Annotated in this window: 4 protein-coding genes and 1 pseudogene; all 5 read right to left on the bottom strand. The window is 63.3% G+C overall.

Annotated elements, in window-relative coordinates; translation table 11 throughout:
- Positions 1 to 783, bottom strand: a 783-nt coding sequence (locus tag EOA36_RS32090; protein ID WP_245464529.1) for a glutamate synthase-related protein, incomplete at its 3' end; no start/stop codon positions are given.
- 6 nt (positions 784 to 789) lie between these two features.
- Positions 790 to 1512: a GXGXG domain-containing protein gene (locus EOA36_RS32085; RefSeq protein ID WP_127280853.1), complete on the bottom strand. Its 723-nt coding sequence runs from the start codon at positions 1510 to 1512 to the stop codon at positions 790 to 792.
- A 4-nt stretch (positions 1513 to 1516) separates the two neighbouring features.
- Entirely contained in the window at positions 1517 to 2413 is an 897-nt protein-coding gene (locus EOA36_RS32080) for a glutamine amidotransferase family protein (protein ID WP_127280852.1), read from the bottom strand.
- Between the two features lie 84 nt (positions 2414 to 2497).
- Complete coding sequence (locus tag EOA36_RS32075) at positions 2498 to 2827, bottom strand: hypothetical protein (protein ID WP_127280851.1); 330 nt, start codon at positions 2825 to 2827, stop codon at positions 2498 to 2500.
- A pseudogene (locus tag EOA36_RS32070) lies at positions 2824 to 3072 on the bottom strand (hypothetical protein); the annotation flags it as partial. The pseudogene EOA36_RS32070 and the gene EOA36_RS32075, both read right to left, overlap by 4 nt.

Raw genomic sequence — 3072 nt, 5'->3', positions numbered from 1 at the left:
ATCACCGACTGGGAGAAGCCGATCTACGTCAAGGTCGGCGCCGGCCTTCACCGCAAGCGCTGTGTCGTAGTAGGGGCGGGCGCCGCCGACCTTGACGTAGATCGGCTTCTCCCAGTCGGTGATTTCGCGCAGCTCGAGGATCTTGATTTCGAGATCGTCGGGACCGGTCCAGTCGGGATGGCGCGAGGCGGAGCGCTGGTCGATGCCCTTGGGCAGCGTGCGCATCTCGGCGACGCGGTCGGAAATCTTCTGGCCAAGCAGCATGCCGCCGCCGCCTGGTTTGGCGCCCTGGCCGACGACCACCTCGATCGCGTCGGCGCGGCGCAGGTCGCGCAGGTTCATGCCGTAGCGCGACGGCAGGTACTGATAGACGAGCTGCTTGGAATGGCCGCGCTCTTCCTCGGTCATGCCGCCATCGCCGGTCGTGGTCGAGGTGCCGGACAGCGTCGCGCCGCGCCCGAGCGCTTCCTTCGCCGGGCCGGACAGCGAGCCGAAGCTCATGCCGGCGATGGTGATCGGAATTTTCAGTTCGATCGGCTTCTTCGCATGCCGCGACCCCAGCACCACGGATGTGTCGCAACGCTCGCGATAGCCTTCCAGCGGATAGCGCGAGATCGAGGCGCCGAGGAACAGGAGGTCATCAAAATGCGGCAGCTTGCGCTTGGCGCCGGCACCTCTGATATCGTAGATGCCGGTCGCCGCGGCGCGGCGGATTTCGGAAAGCGTGTAGTCGTCGAAGGTCGCGGATTTGCGCGGTGTCGTCGGCGGGTTGCGGTACGTCATCTTGCCTCAATACGCGTCGGCGTTGTCGATATTGAAATTGTAGAGCGTGCGCGCCGAACCGTAGCGCTTGAACTCCGACGGTTTGACGCCGGTCACGCCGGCGCGGTCGAGCAGACCCTGCAGCAGGTCCAGATGTTCGGGCCGCATCTCCTTGGCGATGCAGTCGGCGCCCAGACTATCGACCTTGCCGCGCACGAAAAGCCGTGCCTCGTAGATGGAATCGCCCAGCGCATCACCGGCATCGCCCAAAACCACGAGATTGCCGGACTGCGCCATGAAGGCCGACATGTGGCCGATATTGCCGTGCACGACGATGTCGATGCCCTTCATCGAGATGCCGCAGCGCGAGGAGGCATTGCCTTCGATGACCAGCAGCCCGCCCTTGCCGGTGGCGCCGGCATACTGGCTGGCGTCGCCTTTCACCGTTATCGAGCCCGCCATCATGTTCTCGCCGACGCCGGGGCCCGCAGAGCCGTGCACGGTGATGGCGCTGCCCGAATTCATGCCGCCGCAATAATAGCCGACGCTGCCGCGCACATCGATACTGACGGGCTGGTCGACACCGACGGCGACCGAGTGGTTGCCTTTCGGGTTGAGCACTTCCCATGCCGTCTCATTCGAGCCGGCGGTCAGGTTATGGAGTGCCTGGTTGAGTTCGCGCAACGACTGGACGTCGAGGTCGAAGACGCGCGCATGGCTTTCGCGCGTTGCCTTGGAGGTTGCCGGCATGAACTCAATGCTCCCAGAAATAAACGGTTGCGGGCTCCGGTTCCCAGACCCTCGCATTGTCGATGCCGGGCAGTTTGGTCAACGCGCGATATTCCGAGCCGAAGGCGACATATTGGTCGGTCTCGGCCATCACGGCGGGCTTGCAGGCGATCGGATCGCGCACCACGCCAAAACCATTCTTGGTGCCGACGACGAAGGTGAAGAAGCCGTCGAGGTCGGAGAGCGTGCCTTCCAGCGCTTCGCCGAGGTTCTTGCCATGCGCCATTTGCGAGGAAAGGTAGGCGGCCGCCACCTCGGTATCGTTCTCGGTCTCGAATTTCATGCCTTCGCGGACCAGCTCGCGACGGACATTGTTGTGGTTGGACAGCGACCCATTGTGCACCAGGCACTGGTCGGCGCCGGTCGAGAAGGGGTGCGCGCCCATCGTCGTCACCGCCGATTCCGTCGCCATGCGGGTGTGGCCGATGCCATGCGTGCCGGTCATCTTGCGGACATCGAAGCGATCGACGACGGCTTCCGGCAGGCCGACTTCCTTGTAGATTTCAACCGCTTCGCCGGCGCCCATGATGCGGACATCGGGCCTGAGCAACTGGAGGGCTTCACGCGCCGCGTCGACCTTGTCGGGCGTGGTCCTGACCACCGCATGTGTCGATTTCACCGCAATGCTCACCGGCGCTCCAAGAGCCTTGGCGAGTTCGGCGTCCAGCCCGCGGAAATCGCGGTCAGGCTTCGGCGATTGGATGGTGATCTTGGCCTCGTTGCCCGATGTCGCGCCATAGATGGCGATGCCGGCGCTGTCGGGGCCGCGATCGCTGAGCGATACCAGCATCTCCGACAGCATCGCGCCGAGCTTCGGCTCCAGCGCCTTGTCCTTCAGGAAAAGTCCAACGATTCCGCACATGTCAGCCTCCCGACGTTTGTGACTAGAGATGATGTACCGAATGAAATCCTTGAATTCAATGGGATGAAAAAAATTTTCCTCTGGTTACGTATGCGGCTCAATGCCACTCTGCGTAACATCGCCCTCGCGCCGGGCATTATGAGCCCATTTGGCGGCGCGGATACGGGCGATCTTATAGGCGTCGAGGATCGACAGCGCATAGATCAGGAAGCCGCCGGCGTGACGGCCGACGAAGTTGGCATCCGGCGGCGAAATCTTGGCGGTCACCCAGGCCAGGATGACCATGAAGAAAAGGAACTGCAGTCCGCGCACCGGTACGCCAAGAATGACATGCCCGCTTGCCGGCAGCACGATTGCGGCGCCCAGGACGAGATAAGGGCTCACTGGCGCCGGCGAAGTGTTTGAAGTGCTCATGCGGCCTGCCGTTCGCTTCGGTTGATGGCGTCGCGCAGCTTCGAGAGAGATACGAGCAGCCGTTCGATCAGCGTCGCATCGATACGCGTGTCACCGAACGCGGCCTGCCGGAAGACCCCGTAGCGTGCCCGCTCGGCCTCGGCCAGCAGCCACACGATGCGCACTCCGTTTGGCGTGATCAGCAGCTCCTTGGCGCGGCCATCCGCAAAGGGTTCGAGATGACTGGCGATGCTGCCTTGCGGGAA

Origin of the sequence: Mesorhizobium sp. M8A.F.Ca.ET.021.01.1.1 (assembly GCF_003998025.1) — a bacterium.
In the GTDB taxonomy this organism is placed as follows: domain Bacteria; phylum Pseudomonadota; class Alphaproteobacteria; order Rhizobiales; family Rhizobiaceae; genus Mesorhizobium.
The sequence above is the reverse complement of the archived record's forward strand: the minus strand, read 5'-3'. Positions and strand labels throughout refer to the sequence as shown.

Bases quoted from the DNA above. Each gene is read 5' to 3' on its own strand.
- EOA36_RS32085 (WP_127280853.1), bottom strand. From the start codon at position 1,512: ATGCCGGCAACCTCCAAGGCAACGCGCGAAAGCCATGCGCGCGTCTTC.
- EOA36_RS32080 (WP_127280852.1), bottom strand. From the start codon at position 2,413: ATGTGCGGAATCGTTGGACTTTTCCTGAAGGACAAGGCGCTGGAGCCG.
- EOA36_RS32075 (WP_127280851.1), bottom strand. From the start codon at position 2,827: ATGAGCACTTCAAACACTTCGCCGGCGCCAGTGAGCCCTTATCTCGTC.